Raw genomic sequence first — 17,568 nt, forward strand, 5'->3', positions numbered from 1 at the left:
GGCGGAGGCGGGCAGCGGACCCGGACCCCCGTCGTGCCGGGGTACTCTCCCACACTTTCCGCGTACGGCGTACGGAGTTTTTTTGTCGGCGGCCCGCCGCCGGACCGCGGACCGATCACTGTGGTCGGTCTACGGTCCGGCCGTAGAGACGTGTCGCGCGGGCGGTGGTGACACTCGGGGGCGATCCGCCGACCCCGAGGACAGACGATGCGACCGAAACTCAAGCCCGATGTGCTGTACGTGCCCACCGCGGACGGGGTGCACCTGTTCGGCGCCGGCGCCAACCTCGAACTGCGGGGCGGCGCCATCTACCAGTGGGTGGACCGGCTGGCGCCGCACCTGAACGGCACCACCACCCTGGACAACCTGCTGCGCGGCCTGCCGGACGACAAGCGGGCCGTGGTCGCGGCCCTGCTGAAGCGCCTGGAGGACGGCGGCTGCCTGACCGACGCGGAAGCGGACGAGCCGCACGGCCTGACCGACCGCGAGCTGGAGACGTACGCGCCGGAGATCGCCTTCGTGGAGTACCACCGCGGTTCGGCGGCCCGGCGCTTCGAGACGTACCGCAACAGCTCGGTGGTGGTGCTGGGAGCCGGACCCGCGTTCACGGCGCTCATCGCTTCGGCGCTGCACTCGGGTGTCCGGCGGCTGCGCGCCGTGTGCACCCCGGAGTTCCCCACCGACGAGGACCGGCTGACCGAACTGACCGGTGGGTCCGAGCGGCGCGACCCGGACCAGGAGCTGATCCGGACGGTACTGTCCGGAGATTCCGACGCGGAACTCGCGGCGGCGCTGGAGGGCGCCGACGCCGTGCTGCACGTGTCCTCGGCGCCGGTGACGGACCGGGCCGTACGGCTGCACCGGCTGTGCGAGCGGGCCGGTCAGCTCCTGGTCCAGGGGGTCGTGCTGGACGACGTGGCGTGGCTGGGGCCGTCCGGCGCCGCCTGGGCGTCGGCCTGGCAGCGCCTCGCGGCGCCGGAGCCGTCGCGGCCCAGCGCCTTCCTCACCGGGCCGACCGCTGCGGTGGTCGCCGGTCACCTGGGCCTGGCCTGCTTCACCGCGCTGACGGGCGCACGGGACGACGGGCCGCCGACACTGACCCGGATCGACCTGGAGACCCTGCGCACCTCGACGCACCCCTTCCTCCCCCACCCGTCGGCGGGGGAAGCGCCGGAGGAGAGCGCCGAGGAGTTCGGGCAGCGCGTCGAACGGCTCCGCTCGGCCGAGGCGCTGCTCCCGGCGGAGTTCTCCGCACGCGCCGCGGCCTGCTTCGACCGGTACACGGGAGTGCTGCGGGCGCTGGAGGAGGGCGACTTCACGCAGCTTCCGCTGAACGTGACCGAGGCGGTACGGCCCGAGGGGACCGGCGAGCGGGTCTTCGGCTGGGGCACCGGCTTCGCCGAGGCCCGGCAGCGGGCGGCGCTGCGCGGGCTGGCCCGGTACGCGGTGACGGCGCCCGACCCCCGGCGCTTCACCGAGGACGGCTCGGTACGGGGCTGGGACCTCGCCGGCAAGGAGGTCACGACGGTGCCGGCCGGGGACGTGTTCACGCCAGGACCCGGCGTGGCCGCCGCGCTCGACTGGACCGGGGCGGTCACCGCGGCGGTGGCACAGCAGTGTGCGCGGCTCGCGGTGGAGGACGTACGGGCGGGCGCGGCCGAGCCGGTCCGGCTGGACGTGGCAGGCGCCTCGCTGGACGAGGCGGGCCGCCGCCACCTGGACATGCTGCGTCCGGCGGGCGGCGAGGTCACGGCCGCCGACATCGGTACCGCGCTCGGTGTGCCGGTCCTGGCCTGGTGGCAGGGTGTCCGGCCGGTCGGGGTGACCTGCGGCCCCGACGCGGTGACCGACGGCCTCGAACTGGTCCTGCTGGACCGGCAGTCCGAGCTGACCGGCGAGTCCGCGTACGCTCCGCAGCCGGTCCCCGGACTCGGCGCGCCGCCGCGCGGGCCGGGCGGCGCGGCCGTACCGGCGGACGCGGACCTGCCCGCGCTGGTGGAGGCGCTGGCCTCGCGGGGGCGGTCCCCGGTCGTGGTACCGCTCGATCACGACCCGGCCGTGCACGAGGTGCTGCCGAACGTCGTACGGGTGGTGCTCGCCGGATGACCGGGGCCGCCACCGACGAGGCCGGAGCGCTGGGGCTGCGGTTCTGGTACGACACCTTCGAGGGCGTACGGGAGCTGTTCGCCGAGGGCCACGGTTCCGAGGGCGGGCCGGACGATCCGCTGCCGAGCAAGACCTACCGCGGGCTGCCCCGCCACGTGCTGGCCGCCCCGCCCCGGCGCATCGGTGACGCGCGCTGGTCGTTCCCCGGCTTCCGGGACCGGCACCCCGAAGGCCCGCCGCGCAGGCCCTGGGACGGGAGCACGCTGTCCGCGCTGCTGCACCACACCTACGGTCTCGGCCGGATGGAGCTGGGCCCGCAGGCCGCGTGGCCGTACCACCGGCTGGTGGCGTCGGCGCGCTGCTTCTACCCGGTGGAACTGTACGTGTGGCTGGACGGCGACACCGGGGGCGTACCGGCGGGGTGTTACCACTACGACCCGCTCCACCACGCGCTGACCGCGCTGCGGCCCGGCGGCATCCCGGAGGAGCTGCGGGCGGCGGTGGCCTGCAAGGGCCGTGACACGGTCGCGCTGGTGCTGCTCTCCGCGTACTTCCGCAAGACCGCCTTCCGGTACCGCGACTACGCCTACCGGCTGTGCGCGCAGGAGTCCGGCATGGTCGCCGGCAACGCCCTGCTGGTGGCCGGCGCACTCGGCCTGGACGCCCGGGTCCACCACCGGTTCCTGGACGAGCCGGTGAACCGGGCGCTGGGCCTGGACGGCACGGAGGAGACCGCGTTCGCCGTGCTGGAGATCGGGGCGCGGGGCGGCGGGGCCGCGGCTCCGGCGCAGGACCTGGCGCCCCTCGTGACGGAGCATGTCCGTACCAGCCAGGAGGACGCGGCGCGCTGGTCCCGGCTGACCGCACTGGACGCCGGAAGCCGGCTGACCGGTGCGGCGCGCTTCGAACCGGTCGCCCCGGCCCCTTTCCACCAGCCCGCCGACGGCCCTGCGGAGCCCTTCGCCGACGACGGCCGGCCGCCGGGGAGCGTCGAGTTGGGCGACGCGCTGCGGCGCAGGGACTCGGGCGGGCGGATGTTCCAGCCGGACCGGGCCGCGTTGCCGGAGCAGCAGCTCGCGGACCTCCTGCGGTACGCGCTGGACCCGGTGCCCTCCGACCACGGCGGCACGCCGCTGCGGCCGTTGCTGGACTGCCACGTACTGGCCCTCAACACCACGGGCCGGGCCGCAGGACTGTACCGGCTGGACCCGTCCCCCGCACTCGTCCCCGTACCCGGACGCGACGGGCGGCCTACGGTGGCCATGCTGTGCGACCGCACCCCCTCGGTGAACACCGCGCGCGCCAACGCGGTCGTCTTCCTCACCGTGGACCGCTACGAGGGCGCCCGCCGGTTCGGGGACCGCGGCTACCGCGTCCTGCACCACGAGGGCGGCATCGTGGCCCAGCGGCTGAGCGTGCTGGCCGCCGCCGAGGGCCTCTCGGCCCGGATCACCAACGGGTACGACGACCGGGTCGTGCGGGAGCTGCTGGGCGGCGGGGACGCGCACGTACCGATCTTCGCGATCGTGCTGGGCCGGCGGCAGGCCACCTCCCAGTACGAACCCCCGCTGGCCTGGTGACCACAGGCACCGTAGGCCGCGGGCGCCCGGCAGACCCTACGGGTCCTCCGTAGAGACCCGGGGCCCCCGTGGATCACAGAATCGGCTCGGACAGCGGGCGACCGCCGCCCGCAGTCGTCACCCACAGAGGAAGGAGGGACACGTCATGGACGCGAACCTGGTGCTGGACCTCGATGACCTGAGCGTGGACCAGCTCGACATTCTCCCGACCGCGCCCGGCTCCACCCTGGAGTCGATCAACGTCGGCCACGCCATGGTCGAGATCGGCGCTTCGAACTGCACCTCGAAGGGCTCGCCCGCGAGCTGCTGTTCTTGCTGCTGCTGCTGATCAGGCTGCACGACAGGGCCGTGTCCGGCGCGTTCCGCGCGTCGGGCACGGCCCGGTGCCACTGACGGGACTGGGAAGACGGGACGTGCGAAGGATGCAGGAGGCGATCGTGCCGGAGCGGCCGACCGGACTCGCAGTACGGGGCGAGGGGCTGCTCGCCCAGGCGGTCCGCGCAGCGGTCTCCCGCCGGCACCCGCCGGCCGCCGAGGACAGCGACCGGTGCGCCGGGCTGCTCACCGTGGACGACGGCTGGCAGGACGCCGACCGGACGCGCCGCCCGGACCTGCCGTGGCTGCCCGTCCGGGTGGAGCTGGGCAACGTGGTCATCGGGCCGCTCGAACTGCCGGGGCGTCCTGGATGCGCCCAGTGCGCCCGTACCCGCAGGCAGCGGGCCCTGGGGCAGGACAGCCCGCGCGCCGAACTGCTGCGCCGGCACGGCGATCAGCTCGCCGGACGGCCGTCCCCGCTGCTGTCCGCCTGGGCACGCGACACCGTCGCCGCCTTCGTGGAGGCGGAAGCCACCGCCGTGCTCGACGACCCGGAGCGCGCCGGCACCCGCAACGCGATCACCCTCATCGGTCTGGCCGGTCTCACCGCCGACTCCCACCCCTTCCTGCCCGACCCCTGCTGCCCCCGCTGCGGCAGCCTCCCCGACGACGGGCCGCCGGTCCTGATGGACACACCGCGGCCCAAACTCGACCGGGACACCTACCGCGTACGCAGCCTCGACACCGGCTGGGACGATCTGCTGCGGACCTACGTGGACGGGCACACCGGCATCGTCCAGCAGCTCGACGTACGGACCGACTACGCCTACCCCATGGTCTCCGCACCGCTGCGGCTGCCCGACGGCATCCAGGAAGCGGGTTTCGGCCGCGGCCTGGACTACACCGGCTGCGAACGCACCGCGCTGGCCGAGGCGTTGGAGCGGCTGGGCGGCGCCCGGCCCGGTGGCCGGCGCACGACGGTGCGCGCGGGTTACGAGCAGGTCGCCGATCGCGCTGTCTGCCCCACCGACCTGGGCCTGTACCCGCCGGACCGCTACGCGGACCCGGAGTTCCCCTATCCGGCGTTCACCCCCGACCTGGAGATCAACTGGGTGTGGGGGCACTCCTTCGGCCGCGGCGGCCCCGTGCTGGTGCCCGAGGACTACGCCTACTACCGCACCCGGCACGGGAACGACACGGCCCGCCCGCTGGCGTACGAGGTCTCCAACGGCTGCGCCCTCGGCGGCTGCCTGGAGGAGGCCGCGCTGCACGGCATCCTGGAGCTGGCCGAGCGGGACGCCTTCCTGCTCACCTGGTACGCCCGGCTGCCGGTGCCGCGGGTGGACCTGGACACCGTGGCCGACCCGGCGGTCCGGCTGCTGGTGGAACGCATCCGGCAGGACACCGGACACCGCGTCGCCGCGTTCGCCACCACGCCCGAGCACGGCATCGCCACGTCCTGGGTGATGGCCGTACACCCCGGTGACGGGTCGGAGCCCGCCGCGATCTGTGCCGCCGGCGCCCATGTCGAACCCGAGAAGGCGCTGCTCAACGGTCTGCTGGAGCTGACCGCGAACCTGGGCTGGAACCGCGCCGCCTACCGCGAGGAGCTGCGCCGGATCGAGGGCATGGTCGCCGACCCGCACGAGGTGCGGGAGATGCGCGACCACGCGCTGCTGTACTGCCATCCGGACGCCTACGACCGGTTCGCCTTCCTGCCCGGCGAGGAGACGGCGCGGCCGGTGGCCGAGGCGTTCGCCCGCGCCACCTGCCGGCCGCGCCACGCGGACCTCCGCGACGACCTCGCCGAGGTGGTCGAGCGTTTCACCGCCCGCGGCCTGGACGTGATCGTGGTCGACCAGACCACCGACGAGCACCGCGCCGCCGGCTTCGCCTGCGCGAAGGTGATCATTCCCGGTCTGCTGCCGATGACCTTCGGGCACCGGATGCGCCGTACCCACGGACTGCCCCGGCTGTACGACCTGCCGGCCCGGCTCGGGTACCGGGACGGGCCGCTGGAGCCGGCCGACGTCAACCCGCATCCGCACCCGTTCCCGTGACGCCCCGGCCGTCCCCTTCCCCGAACTCCCCGTACGGCCGGGGCCCCTTCTCCGCACGACCAGAACCGACCCGCACGCGAAGGCAGGGACAACGATGAGTGGCTTCCACGTCGCGGACACGTTCGGCGTACGCATCGGTGGTCTGCCGGTGTCGGTGCTGGACGGTCTGCGGTCGGACGAGGTGTGGCGGCGGACCGGCGCGCTGCTCGACGGCGCGCGGGAACTGGCCGAGCGGGGCGCGGAACTCTCCGACGCGCTCTACGCGTTGATCGGACAGGACACCGGCGTCAAACCGGCGCTGGTCGCGCTGCGCCGGGCGGTGCACAACCAGCGGACGCCGGGCGAGCGCTGCTGGAACGACGAGGTGCGCGCCGCCCTGCCCGCCGCGGTGGTGGCGGACGTCGAGCGGTGGGCGGAACTGCTGGAGGCCCACCGGGCCGACACCGCCGCGCTGGACGACCTGCTCCCGCAGGACGCGGCCGACCGCCACGCCGTCCTGCGCGAGGCGGCCGCGCAGCCGGTGTTCCGGCACGGCCTGATCCAGGGCAGCCCGGTCCTCCACGAACAACTGCGCAAGTGGCTGGCGCGTCCCGAAGGCGCCGTGCCGGACCGCAAGCTGGCGCTCCGGCTGGCCAAGTACCTCGCCCGGGTGGCGGCCAAGACCAGCCCGTTCAGCACCTTCACCGTCAGCGGCCTCGGCCGGTGGGACGGGCCGCGCCCGGACGCGGGCGGACCGGCGGTGCGCGACACCGTCGAGATCAACCTGTGGCTCGTCCAGCAGCTCGTACGGCGGCTGCGCGAACACCCGGCCCTGGCGCCCGCCGTCCGGCTGCGGGTCAACCCGAGCGCCCACCCGGCCGACGGCCACTGGGAGTTCCTGGGCCCCGGCGAGGAGGAGCCGCTGCGCACCCTGCCGGTGTCCGCGCCGGTCCAGGCGTGCCTGGATTTCCTCTCCGACGGCGCCCGCCCGCGGCACGAGGTGGCCGCCCACCTGACCGCACGGAGCGGCGCCTCCCCGGAGCAGGCCGAGCGTTATCTCGCGCGGCTCGCCGAAGTCGGGGTGCTGGAGGTCGTGCCCCCGTTCTCCGAGCAGGCGGCGGACCCGCTGGCCGAGCTGCGGGCGTGGGTGGACACCGGCGGCCCGGAGCTGGCCGAGGTGTCGGCGCGGCTCAAGGAGGTGGCCGCGCTGCTGGACGGGTACCCGGAGCTGACCGACCCGGACGCCCGCCAACGGCGCAACCAGGAGATCCACCGGGCGCTGGGCCGGGTCGCCGAACTCGTCGGCCCGGAGCACGTCATCGTGCCGCCCAAGAACTACATCATCGAGAACGCCCTGCTCGTCGGGCCGCCTCCGGCCCAGGACCGGCAGGCGTGGGAACCGGTGCTGCGCGACCTGGACACCGTCCGCCGCTGCTACGCGGCGCTCGACCCGGCGCTGCCCGGACGGGTGGCGCTGGCCCGGCTGTTCTCCACGCGCTTCGGGGCCGGCGCGGGCGTGCCGTTCCTGGCGTTCCACCGTGCCGTCCAGGAAGAGATGCGCACGGACCCGCAGTTGCCCGGCCTGCTGTCCGTCTCGCAGCACGGCTACGCGCCGCTCGCCGACAGCCCGCTGCCCCGGATCAAGGAGCTGCTGCGGATACGCGCCGGGCTCACCGGCGCGGCCCTGAACGCGCGGCCGGACGCCGACGGGGTGGTGCACGTCGACCCCGCGCGGCTGGCCGCGCTGGCCGACCGCTGGCCCGCGTGGATGCGGCCGCCCGGTTCGGTCGCGTTCTACGGTCAACTGACCGGCGGGCCCGAGGACCCGGCCGGGTTCGTGGTGAACGCCGTCAACGCGGGCCACGGGCGGGGCCGCGACCGGATCCGGCGGCTGCTCGGCCAGGCCGGTGTCACCGTGGCGGGCGAACCGTCCGGCCCGCCCGGCGACGTCATCCTGGCGGACACCTGCCGCCACTACGGCAGCAACGTGGGCCTGCGCGACCTGACCATGACCGACGAGATCGACTACCCCGGCGCGGCGAGCCCGCGCCCGGCGGAGCGGCGCATCCCGCTGCGCGACCTGGAGGTGCGCCACGACCCGGTGCTGGACCTCCTCGTGCTGTGGTCGCGCACCCGCGACCGCGAGGTGCGGCCGGTGCACCCCAGCCTGATCGCGGAGTTCTGGCTGCCGCCGGCGATGCGGCTGCTGATCCAGGCGTTCGGCGACACACCGACGCTGCTGATCCCCGGGCGGCGGATGTTCGGCGACATCTCCCCCGCCACGCAGCAGGGTCTGCTGCACGAGCCCAGGATCACGATCGGCACGGTCACGGTCAGCCGCCGCCAGTGGGTGTTCCGCACCGACGAGGCACCGGTACGCGCCAAGGGTGAGGCGGACCGCCCGTACCTGCTGCGGCTGGCCGCCTGGCTGCGCGAACACGGCATCCCCGAGCGCTGCTTCGTGCGCGCGCTGGACCCGTCCATGCTGACCGACGGCAACGTCTGGCAGCTCAAGTCACGCAAACCGCTGTACATCGACTTCGCGAACCTGCTCCTGACCGGACTGTTCGAGCGGATGCTCGCCGAGCGGGGCAACCTGCTGTTCCTCCAAGAAGCCCTGCCCGACCCGTCCGCCGCGCCGTACTACGGCGACGCCGGTGTCCGCGTCACCGAACACCTCGTGGAGGTCGGTCACCATGGCCGTAGCTGACCGTTCCCTGGACCCCGGCACCGCCGACGCGTCCGACTGGGTGTGCGCCCACGTCTTCCAGGACACCGGCCACGACGCCCTGCTCACCGGCTGTCTGCGGCCGCTGGTCAAGGAGCTGTCCGCCGACGGGCTGCTGCACCGGTACTTCTTCCTGCGGTACTGGGAAGGCGGCCCGCACGTACGGCTGCGCTTCCTGCCCACCGGTACGGCGGCCTCGCACGAGGTACGACAGCGGTCCGCCACGGCGATCGGCGCGTACCTGCGGGACCACCCGGCGCCCGGCACGGTGGACCGCACTCGGTACGCCGGGCTGGCCGGCGAACTGGCCGCCCTGGAGGACCTCCCGGACCACGACCGGGAACTGCGGCCCAACAACACGGTCGAGTTCCTGCCGTACCAGCGCGAGCACGCGGTGTACGGGCACGGCCCGGCCATGGCCGCGACCGAGGAACACTTCCAGGAGTCCAGCGAACTGGCCCTGGCGCTGATCGCCGCCGGTACGACCGATCAGCAGCGGGCGCTGATCGCCCTGGACCTGATGCTGGCCGTACTGGCCCTGTGCGACGAACTGCGCGCCCAGTGGGTGGACAGCGGGCAGCCGTTGATCCCCTTCGCCGAGGGCACCGAACCCGCCGCCACCGAAGAGCACTACCTGGCCCGGCGGGAACACCTGCGGGAGCGCGCGCTCCGCGTGTGGCGGCTCGCCCCGGACCCCGCCGGGGCGACCCCGCAGGCGCACTGGCTGCGGTCGCTGCGCAAGCTGCGGGACCGGCTCAGCGGCTGGGAGGACTCCGGCGCGTTCACCTCCGAGTGGGCCCGCTCGCCGCTGAACCAGGGCCCGGACCTGGCCGCGCTGCCGCACCCGGCCACCACGCTGATCCTGCTGCGCTGCGCGCACCTGGCGAACAACCGGCTCGGGCTGACCCTGAGCGAGGAGAACCACCTGCGCTTCCTGGCAGGCCGGATCGTCACCGACCTGCCGTCGCTGCCGGTGCGCTGACCCCCCGGGCCCGCCGCAAGCCGACGGTCCGCCGCCCCTCCGGACCCGCCGGTCGCCATCGGCCCGCCGCTCCCTCCCGGCCCGCCGGTCGCCATCGGCCCGCCGCTCCCGTGCGGCGGGCCCGCCCGTCACCTCGACGGGCTGGGCCGCAGCTCCGCGGACCGGGGGACGTCGTGCCACCTGGACGGACGGACCGGGGCGTCGGCGCACGGCTGCCCGGGCGGCAGGGCCCGGGAACAGGAGCACGGTTCGGGTCCGGCGTGACGGGTGCGGCCGTCGGCCGGCTGGGCCGCCGGGCGTGCCAGGTCCTCCGGCGGCTCGGCGGACGGCTCCGCCGGGATCGCCCCGGCCAGTCCCTGGCGCCCTGCTATGCCCAGCTTCCGGTACACACCGGACAGATGGAACTCCACCGTACGCATGGTCAGGAACAGCATCTGCGAGATCTGCCGGTTGGTGTGTCCGCTCCGGGCCAGCCCGGCGATCTTCAGTTCCTGCGGGGTCAGCAGCGGATGCGTACGGACCGGCTTGTCGTGGGCCGGTGCGGGCTCCGGCGCCGCGCGCAGCCGCCGGACCAGCGGCGCGGCACCGCACTCACCGGCCAGGGCCAGCGCCGCGGCACACTCGCGGTCCGCCTCGGCCGGCCGTCCGGCGGCACGCAACGCGGCGGCCAGGTCGGCCCTGGCCACGGCGAGTTCCAGGCGGGCGGGCGACGCTTCGAGGTGGCGCACCGCCTCGGTCAGCAGGATCAGCCTGCGCTCCCCCGACCGGGTCATCGCCAGGGCGTGCCGGGCGACGCCGATCGTGCGGGGCGTCCCCCAGCGGCGGGCGGCCTCCAGTTCCTCGCGCGCCAGGGTCTCGGCCCGGTCGGTGGCGCCGTCGGCGGCCAGGGCGAGCGCCGCGCGGGAGCGCCACGGCAGCACCGCCGGGCTGACGGCGCCCCGGCGCACCAACTGCCGCCCGGCGGCCAGCAGGTCCCTGGCCGCGCGGCCCGGCTCCCCGCGCAGCCGCCACAGGGCCGCCCGGGCGGCGAGCAGGTACGGGCCCTCGTAGCGGCCGCGCAGGTCGTCGTCCGGGCCGTGGTCGGCGAGGCCGTGCGCGGCCAGCAGCGCGGCGGCCTCGTCCTGGTCGCCCGAGTGCGCCAGCGCCTCCACCAGGCCGGCCACCGCGAAGCCGGTGACGGTCGGCAGCGCTGCGCTGCCGGGGCCGATCTCCTCGACCACCGGCCGCAGGATCGCCACCGCACCCGGCAGGTCCCCGGCGACCCGGCAGATCCGGGCGCGGAAGATGTCCGCCGCCAGCCCGGCCCGCCGGCCCGACATGGCGCGGCTGAGCCTGCCGGTGCGCCAGCAGTGGGCCCGCGCCTCGACGAGTTCGTCGGCGCGGATCAGGGTCGCGCAGCTCTGCCAGAGGCGCCCGAGGTCGCCGCCCTCCGCGCCGGCCAGCGCCTCGCGCGCCGGCGCGAGGGCCGCTTCCCGGTCCGCTCCCCGGTCGGCGGCGATGGCGGCCCGCAGGTTGGCCAGTTCCCTGCTCCGTCCGCCCTCGGCCGGCCCCGGTGCGCCGGTGTCCGCGTCCGCCAGCCGCCGGGCCTCGGCCGAGGGGCCGGCCGCGTCGAGCAGGGAGACGGTCGCCTTCCGGAGGGTGAGCCTGCGCACCGCCGCCGGGTGGCCGGCGCCGATCCGTTCGGCCGTCTCGTCCAGTACGGAGGCGGCGTCCGCCGGCCTCGCCCGGTCGATGAGCATGCCGGCCACGTCCAGGGCCAGTTCGGCACAGACCTCGGGGTCCTCGGACTCGCGCAGCAGGGTGTCCAGTTCGCTCAGTGCGTGGTCCGGGTCGACGAAGGTCTCGGCCTCGGCCAGTTCACGCCGGACGGCCGAGCGGACGTCCGCGGGCAGCCGGTCCCGCAGCACACACCGCAGATAGCGGCTCGCCTCCTCGGCCCGCCCCTCGTGCAGCAGTTTGCGTGCCGCGGTACGCAGCGGCTCGACCGCCCAGTCCAGCCCGGTCGGGCCCGCCGCGGCGAGCTGCTGGGCGACCCGTTCCGCGCCCCACTGCTCGTCCCGCATGAACCGGGCCACCTTCAGGTGCGCGGCGATCCGGGAGCCGACGGGCATCCCGGCGAGCACCACGGTGCCCAGCAGCGGGTGCCGGAACGCCGGCGGCACCCGGTTGGCGAGCACCTGCCGGGCCACGAGGGCGTCGATGGCGTGCAGGGCGTCCGGCACCGGCAGCTCGGCCAGCGCGGCGGCGTGGGCGACCTCCGCGCTGTCGCCCAGAACCGCGACAGCCCTGGCCATGGCCAGGGCTGGTCGGGGCAGGTCGTCGAGCCACCGCCGGGTACATCGCAGCGCTTCCGGTCCGGCCGCGCCGCGCAGCTCCCGCGCCGTGACGGCCGTGCCGGGGCGGCCGGCCAGGTGGGCGAGCAGCAGACCGGGGTTGCCGCCGGTCAGTTCGTGGCACACGGCGGCGGCCGCGGCGTCGAGGGTGAGGCCGCAGTGCCGCGCGGCGAACTCGGCGATCCCGGCCTCGGGCAGGCCGGTCAGCTCCAGGTGCTCGGCGCGGCCGAGGAGTTCGGCCGCGCCGGCGGTCCGGCCGGTTGCCGGTTCGTCGCCGACCGCTGCGACGATCAGCAGCGGTACGGGCCGGTCGAGCGAGGCCAGGGCCGTCAGCCACCGTGCCGACGACGCGTCCACGTCCATGAGGTCGTCGACGCACAGCGCGAGGGGCGTGCGGGCCATGACCTCCCGGCCGCGGGCGACGTAGCCGTCCAGGGTGTCCGTCCCGTCGTCCGGGCGGCCGAGGGCCTGACGGGCCGCGGCGAACAGGGCGTCCCGCACGGCCGGTCCCCCGGCGGCGGTCCCCACCCGGAAGCCCGCGTCCGCGGCGCGGGCCGCAGCCGCCTCCAGCAGCGCGCTCTTGCCGACGCCCCGCTCCCCCCGCACCGCGACGATCACCGGTACGCCGCCGCCTGCCCGCCCGATCAACCCGTCCAGCCGGGCCAGCTCCGCTTCACGACCGGTTAACGGCATCGACAGCCCTCCCCATAGACATGAATATGTCGGGACGTCCTTACACCCGACAGGTTCTTCCATCTTTCATCCTGATACGTGCCGTGCCCGGGCTGCGGTCGTCAACCGGGCCAAGAACGGCTGGTTCGCTATCCCCGGCGGCCGATTCCGCACTGCCGAGGGCGCGGTTCCACGACGTCGGACCGCCGGTCCGGCCCCGGCTCCCAGGCGTGTCCGGGCCGTCGCCGTCCCGCCGTGCCCGAGGCGGGTCCGTACCGCCGCCCCGGCGGCCCCCGGCGCCCGGTCCCCGTCTAAGGTGCGGCAATGACTTCGCACACCTATCTCGCCGAACTGTTCTCGCTGGACGGGACGGTCGCCGTGGTGACCGGCGGCAGTTCCGGGATCGGGCGTTCCATCAGTGGGGCGCTCGCCCGCTCCGGCGCGAGCGTCGTGGCCGTGGCGCGCAAGGAGGCGGAACTCCGGGCCACGGTCGACGAGCTGACGGCCGACGGCTGCCGGGCGGCGTGGGTGAGCGCCGACCTCGGTACGCGAGCGGGCGTGCGCGAAGCCGCCGACCGGGCGGCCGGCGTGTTCGGCGAACCGGACATCCTCGTCAACTGCGCCGGGGTCAACCTGCGGCCGCCGATGGGCGAACTGGACGACGAGGTGTGGGACACCACGATGGCGGTGAACCTGGAGGCGCCCTACCTCCTGGGGCAGCGCTTCGGCCCCGGCATGGCCGAGCGGGGCTTCGGCAGGATCATCCACATCACGTCCCAGCAGGCGCACCGGGCGTTCGTCCAGAGCGGCGCGTACGGCGTGTCCAAGGGGGCGCTGGAGTCGCTGGCCCGCTCCCAGGCCGAGGCATGGTCACCGTACGGCGTCACGTGCAACACGCTCGTGCCGGGCTTCGTCATGACGCCGCTCAACGCCCGGCTGTCGTCCGACCCGGAGACGGTGGCGGCGCTGGCCGCCCGCACCATGACCGGACGCAACGGCCTCGCCGAGGACTTCGCGGGCGCCGCGGTCTTCCTGGCGAGCCGCGCCTCGGCGTACGTCACCGGGCAGTCGCTCTTCGTGGACGGCGGCCTGTCGGTCCACTGAACAGGCGCGGTACGGGCGGCCCGGCAGCGGTGCTCCGTCGCTTGCCGCTCCTGCCGGGCGGCCGGCCACCCCCTGACTACACTGCTCGCAGCGCCGGCCCGGCAGCACCGGCCGGCCGTCTCCGCGGCATCCACCCGGAGTTGCACCGCACCTGGTCCGGACGAACGGCGAAGGAGGGGCACATGAACCGCTACGGGCCCGAGAGGCCGGGGCCGTCCCGGAGGACGCCATGAGCGCCGGGGCCGAGCACGGTACCGGACACCGTACCGAGCGCATCGCCCTGACCCCGGCGGCCGGAGAACTGCTCCGGCGGCTCCGGGAGGCGCACGGGCCGCTGATGTTCCACCAGTCCGGCGGGTGCTGCGACGGCAGCTCCCCGATGTGTTACCCGGCGGGCGAATTCCGTACCGGCGCGGCGGACGTGCTGCTGGGGCGGCTGCCCGTGCCCGGCGTCGCCGAGACCGTGGACTTCTGGATGGCGGCGGACCAGTTCGCCCGCTGGCGGCACACCCATCTGACGGTGGACGTCGTACCGGGACGCGGCGGGGGCTTCTCGCTCGAAGCTCCCGAAGGGGTGCGCTTCCTGATCCGCTCGCGGCTGTTCAGCGAGGAGGAGCGGGCGCGGCTCGGCGACTGAGCACCGGCCGGGCCCCGGCCACGGAACTGGTGAGGCCCCGCGCACGGGGGATGACGCGGGGCCTCATCCCGTTGAACGACCGGACCGGGGAGGGGGTTCCCCGTCGAGGCGGACTTTACGAAAAGTTTTCGTCTCCCGGCACAGCCGCCCGTCCGCCGCGCTCACGCCTCGTCCTGCACCAGCCGCTCCAGCATGTCCTGGAATTCGAGGTCCACGACCACCCGCAGCCCGTCCCCGTCCGACTCGCTCAGCCGCGTCATCGCACCGTGCCGCCACCAGAACACATGGGGGCTGATCGCCCCGGCCGCGTCCTCGTGGCCCGCCGCGGCGAACTGCGCCATGGCCTGGAGCGCCGGGACGACCTGCGCGTCGTGGATGGGGTGGAAGGCCAGTTGGTGGCGGAACGGCATCGCGACCAGCGCGCCGTCCCCCGTCAGCGGCGTCCCCATGATCCGCTCGACCAGGTCGTCCAGGACCAGCACCCGGCTGGCGGTGAAGAACGAGTCGCCCAGCACCACTTCGAAGGACGAGCCGTCCCCGCGCCGTACCGTCTCGTGCCCTTCCACCGGCAGCGCCCGCAGATTGTTCAGCGCCCGGATGCGCAGCTCGGCCACCTCGCCGAGGTCGGCCAGGGAGTCCTCGCCGAGCATCTGCACCGCCTCGGGCAGGTCCAGGGCGAGCACCTCGCGCAGCCCGGGGGCCGGCGCCCGCCCGTACCGGAAGGACTCGGCGGGCGGCAGTGTCTCCTCGGCGACGACCCGCGGGAACAGCCGGGCCCGGATCTCGTCCTCCGGCAGGGTCTCCATCGGCTGCGGGCCGTCCATGGTGCGCAGCACCTTGCCCACGTGGTCGCGGATCATCGCGGGCCACACCCGTTCGCCGCGCCGGTCGCGGTGGCACACCGCGGCGAGGTTGCCCAGGCCGAACTGCCGCCCGCCGGAGTCGGCGACGACCCCCGCGTACACCGTGACCTCCAGGCCGCGCTCGGCGAACGCCTGCCGGACCTGCGAGCGGAAGACGCCGCCCTCCCGCTCCGAGAAGAACGCGAACTCCCCGTCGCGCGGGGCTTCGCGCGGGTCCCGCTTCGGTCCACGGCGGAACAAGCCCATCTCTTCCTCCCGGCGACGGCCACGATGCCGCCGATCGTAACGGGTGGGCCGGAGCCCCTCGACCGGTCCCCGGCCCGGCCGCGCCCCGGCTCCCCCGCCTCACCGCCGCACGGCCCGCCGGGGTCCTGCATGGTCATCATGCCCAGGAAGCGGGCCGGTCATGGCGCCCGCGAGCAGCGGAAACGGAGGCCGGGCCGGGGACCCGGGCAGGCGCCACCCGAGCCGCGGGGACGGACAGGTGACCGCGGGCCGCGGGCGCGGGCGGCCACCGCCCAGGGCGCGATACGCTGCGGGGCCGCCCGGCGGGTGGCCGGTTCCGGCAGCGCCCGCGCGGCCGCCGTGGACCGGACGCGCCGTCCACAGGCGGTACGCCGACAGCCTCCGCCCCCGCCCCACCGGCGGGAACGCGACGTCCGGATACCGCCAGCCGTCATGTGACCGCGGCGGCACAGTGGGTGTGACGGACGAGCCGGTGAACGGCTCAAGAGCACGGAGAACAGAGAAAGGGGCCGGACGATGACGGCCACGACGGTCCACACGACACTCGGCAGCCCGCTGGGCGACCTGCTGCTGGTGGGTGAGCCGTCCGCCACCGCGCCGGGCGGCACCGCGCTGGCCTCGCTGTCCGTACCGGACCAGAAGGGCGGCGCCACGGTCGACGGGGCGTGGACCCACGACCCCGCGGCCTTCACCGAGATCGCCGCGCAGCTCACCGCGTACTTCGAAGGGACCCGTACCCGCTTCGGCATCGCGTACGTGTCCGGCGGCACCCCCTTCCAGCAGCGCGTCTGGCAGGCGCTGGAGGACATTCCGTACGGCGAGACGTGCACCTACGGCGACATCGCCGCCCGCATCGGCGCCCCGCGCGCGGCGGTACGCGCGGTCGGTACCGCCATCGGCCGGAACCCGCTGCTGATCGTCCGCCCCTGCCACCGGGTCATCGGCGCCGACGGCACACTCACCGGTTACGCGGGCGGCCTGCGCCGCAAGGAACAACTGCTGCGCCTCGAAGGCGCGGCGTGCGTGCCGGGCGCCCTCCCGGCCTGACCGGCTCCGCACCCGCGCGGGCATGGGGAACGGCGCCAAGTCCCCTGTCCCGGCGCCGTTCCGCCCGCCGCTCCTCCCTTCCCCCCACCACCCGCTCATCGCGGGCCGGGAGGAGCGGCCGGGCAGCGGCTGGACCCGAGTCGGACGATCCCCCGCACCACCCGACCCAGGCAGCCTCGGCCGGAGCCCGCCCACGACGGGAACGGGCCTCCGAAGCCATGCCGAGTATATTGGCTCGGAGCCAGTCAACGCAGCGGCTGCACCATGACCATTTTCGAGCGGCCCTCCCGGCACCCCCGATGATCATGGTTCGGCCGTCTCCCGTACGGCCTTCCGGCGCGGGAACCCCGTCCACCCCACCCGTATTCGTACACTTGAGCGACATGGCGGCGACCGGGCCGCGACAGCGGAAAAAGGGGCGGACGTGAGTGGTGCCAAGGGTCTTGCGGCGGTCGGCGAGGGGGCGTATGCGCTCCGCAATGTGGGCAGCGGCCTGCTGCTGGAGGTCGAGGACGGCCGCAAGGGCAGCGGGGCGAACGTGCGACAGGGCACGGAGGACGGTTCACCGGCCCAGCTCTGGCGGGTCACCGAGGTCCACCCCGGCAGCGGACTGCGCCATCTGACCAACGTGGGCAGCGGCAAGCGCCTGGACGTCACCGGCGCCTCCACCGAGAACGGCGCCAACGTCCAGCAGTGGAAGGCCAACAACTACGGCGCGCAGGAGTGGCTGCTGGAGCAGGACGTGGCCGTGCCCGGCACGTTCACGCTGACCAACTACGCCAGCGGGCTGCTGCTGGAGGTCGCCGACGACAGCACGGAGCCGGGGGCCAACGTCCAGCAGTGGGAGGACCGGGACCGCCCGGGCCAGTGGTGGAAGCTGGAGAGCCGCTGACACACAGCGGCCCGCGGCCCGGAC

General features: G+C 74.9%; 12 protein-coding genes. 10 read left to right on the forward strand and 2 right to left on the reverse strand.

Annotated features, from left to right (window positions below):
* Window positions 1–207 precede the first annotated feature (207 nt).
* The 6 genes from ACZ4QV_RS21940 to ACZ4QV_RS21965 all read left to right on the forward strand — a co-directional run bounded on the left by ACZ4QV_RS21940 (window position 208) and on the right by ACZ4QV_RS21965 (window position 9,750).
* Window positions 208–2,106: a hypothetical protein gene (locus ACZ4QV_RS21940; protein WP_361590786.1), complete on the forward strand. Its 1,899-nt coding sequence runs from the start codon at window positions 208–210 to the stop codon at window positions 2,104–2,106.
* Complete coding sequence (locus ACZ4QV_RS21945) at window positions 2,103–3,686, forward strand: SagB family peptide dehydrogenase (RefSeq protein ID WP_361590784.1); 1,584 nt, start codon at window positions 2,103–2,105, stop codon at window positions 3,684–3,686. Before ACZ4QV_RS21940 ends, ACZ4QV_RS21945 begins: the two co-directional genes overlap by 4 nt.
* 145 nt (window positions 3,687–3,831) lie before the next feature.
* Window positions 3,832–4,014 carry a hypothetical protein gene (locus ACZ4QV_RS21950; RefSeq protein ID WP_125043509.1) on the forward strand — a complete coding sequence of 61 codons (183 nt, stop codon included), beginning with the start codon at window positions 3,832–3,834 and terminating at the stop codon, window positions 4,012–4,014.
* A gap of 94 nt (window positions 4,015–4,108) precedes the next feature.
* The gene (locus tag ACZ4QV_RS21955) at window positions 4,109–6,061 is read left to right on the forward strand and encodes a TOMM precursor leader peptide-binding protein (RefSeq protein ID WP_361152721.1); all 1,953 of its coding nucleotides are present in this window, start codon (window positions 4,109–4,111) and stop codon (window positions 6,059–6,061) included.
* 94 nt (window positions 6,062–6,155) lie between these two features.
* Complete coding sequence (locus ACZ4QV_RS21960) at window positions 6,156–8,750, forward strand: lantibiotic dehydratase (protein ID WP_361639598.1); 2,595 nt, start codon at window positions 6,156–6,158, stop codon at window positions 8,748–8,750.
* A complete protein-coding gene (locus tag ACZ4QV_RS21965) occupies window positions 8,737–9,750 on the forward strand; it encodes a lantibiotic dehydratase C-terminal domain-containing protein (protein ID WP_467763288.1) in 1,014 nt (337 codons plus the stop codon). The genes ACZ4QV_RS21960 and ACZ4QV_RS21965 overlap by 14 nt, the downstream gene beginning before the upstream one ends.
* 128 nt (window positions 9,751–9,878) lie before the next feature.
* On the opposite strand, the gene ACZ4QV_RS21970 is transcribed toward ACZ4QV_RS21965, so the two are convergent.
* Window positions 9,879–12,776 (reverse strand): helix-turn-helix transcriptional regulator, encoded by a 2,898-nt coding sequence (locus tag ACZ4QV_RS21970; protein ID WP_467763289.1) that lies wholly within the window; start codon window positions 12,774–12,776, stop codon window positions 9,879–9,881.
* Between the two features lie 303 nt (window positions 12,777–13,079).
* Here ACZ4QV_RS21970 and ACZ4QV_RS21975 point away from each other — a divergent pair, with 303 nt between their 5' ends.
* Both ACZ4QV_RS21975 and ACZ4QV_RS21980 read left to right on the forward strand, forming a co-directional pair.
* On the forward strand, window positions 13,080–13,859 hold the full coding sequence (locus tag ACZ4QV_RS21975; protein WP_361152529.1) for an SDR family NAD(P)-dependent oxidoreductase: 780 nt from the start codon (window positions 13,080–13,082) through the stop codon (window positions 13,857–13,859).
* Window positions 13,860–14,088: 229 nt separating this feature from the next.
* Window positions 14,089–14,496, forward strand: a complete 408-nt coding sequence (locus tag ACZ4QV_RS21980; RefSeq protein WP_361152527.1) for a DUF779 domain-containing protein — start codon at window positions 14,089–14,091, stop codon at window positions 14,494–14,496.
* 161 nt (window positions 14,497–14,657) lie between these two features.
* On the opposite strand, the gene ACZ4QV_RS21985 is transcribed toward ACZ4QV_RS21980, so the two are convergent.
* Complete coding sequence (locus tag ACZ4QV_RS21985; RefSeq protein WP_361152524.1) at window positions 14,658–15,605, reverse strand: hypothetical protein; 948 nt, start codon at window positions 15,603–15,605, stop codon at window positions 14,658–14,660.
* 516 nt (window positions 15,606–16,121) lie between these two features.
* On the opposite strand from ACZ4QV_RS21985, the gene ACZ4QV_RS21990 reads away from it, so the two are divergent.
* On the forward strand, window positions 16,122–16,652 hold the full coding sequence (locus tag ACZ4QV_RS21990) for a methylated-DNA--[protein]-cysteine S-methyltransferase (protein WP_467763290.1): 531 nt from the start codon (window positions 16,122–16,124) through the stop codon (window positions 16,650–16,652).
* A 424-nt stretch (window positions 16,653–17,076) separates the two neighbouring features.
* Window positions 17,077–17,544, forward strand: a complete 468-nt coding sequence (locus ACZ4QV_RS21995) for an RICIN domain-containing protein (protein WP_467763291.1) — start codon at window positions 17,077–17,079, stop codon at window positions 17,542–17,544.
* Window positions 17,545–17,568 lie beyond the last annotated feature (24 nt).

The sequence above is a fragment of the Streptomyces sp. NPDC026394 genome (genome assembly GCF_055567735.1).

Coding starts and splice junctions, on each gene's coding strand:
- ACZ4QV_RS21940 (WP_361590786.1), top strand. CDS start 208: ATGCGACCGAAACTCAAGCCCGATGTGCTGTACGTGCCCACCGCGGAC.
- ACZ4QV_RS21945 (WP_361590784.1), top strand. CDS start 2,103: ATGACCGGGGCCGCCACCGACGAGGCCGGAGCGCTGGGGCTGCGGTTC.
- ACZ4QV_RS21950 (WP_125043509.1), top strand. CDS start 3,832: ATGGACGCGAACCTGGTGCTGGACCTCGATGACCTGAGCGTGGACCAG.
- ACZ4QV_RS21955 (WP_361152721.1), top strand. CDS start 4,109: ATGCAGGAGGCGATCGTGCCGGAGCGGCCGACCGGACTCGCAGTACGG.
- ACZ4QV_RS21960 (WP_361639598.1), top strand. CDS start 6,156: ATGAGTGGCTTCCACGTCGCGGACACGTTCGGCGTACGCATCGGTGGT.
- ACZ4QV_RS21965 (WP_467763288.1), top strand. CDS start 8,737: ATGGCCGTAGCTGACCGTTCCCTGGACCCCGGCACCGCCGACGCGTCC.
- ACZ4QV_RS21970 (WP_467763289.1), bottom strand. CDS start 12,776: ATGCCGTTAACCGGTCGTGAAGCGGAGCTGGCCCGGCTGGACGGGTTG.
- ACZ4QV_RS21975 (WP_361152529.1), top strand. CDS start 13,080: ATGACTTCGCACACCTATCTCGCCGAACTGTTCTCGCTGGACGGGACG.
- ACZ4QV_RS21980 (WP_361152527.1), top strand. CDS start 14,089: ATGAGCGCCGGGGCCGAGCACGGTACCGGACACCGTACCGAGCGCATC.
- ACZ4QV_RS21985 (WP_361152524.1), bottom strand. CDS start 15,605: ATGGGCTTGTTCCGCCGTGGACCGAAGCGGGACCCGCGCGAAGCCCCG.
- ACZ4QV_RS21990 (WP_467763290.1), top strand. CDS start 16,122: ATGACGGCCACGACGGTCCACACGACACTCGGCAGCCCGCTGGGCGAC.